The sequence below is a fragment of the Profundibacterium mesophilum KAUST100406-0324 genome (assembly GCF_009835145.1).
Taxonomy (GTDB): domain Bacteria; phylum Pseudomonadota; class Alphaproteobacteria; order Rhodobacterales; family Rhodobacteraceae; genus Profundibacterium; species Profundibacterium mesophilum.
In genome coordinates this window covers 1-203 of record NZ_APKE01000128.1, presented here as the reverse complement: position 1 = coordinate 203, position 203 = coordinate 1, and the positions used below count along the sequence as shown (strand labels likewise).

Annotated in this window: 1 protein-coding gene; it reads right to left on the bottom strand. The window is 60.6% G+C overall.

Annotated features, from left to right (window positions below; all coding sequences use genetic code 11):
* The coding region (locus PMES_RS16545; RefSeq protein WP_159966792.1) for a hypothetical protein at nt 1–203 on the bottom strand (203 nt) is incomplete at both ends.

Here is a 203-nt window from a genome sequence, read left to right as displayed (position 1 = left end):
CTCCCAGTTGTCGCCGTTGTAGAGGTTGAGGGTCATGTATTTCCCCTCGACCGTCTCGCGCACATGGTTCTCCGTCCAGAAGAAGATCTGCTTCCAGCCGGAGGGCACAAGCTCGAAGCGCCCGGCAAGCTGCGGCCAGTAGGGCGAGGACTTCATCACGTCCCACAGGTAGTTCTGCCAATGCGCCATGAGGATCGAGCCCG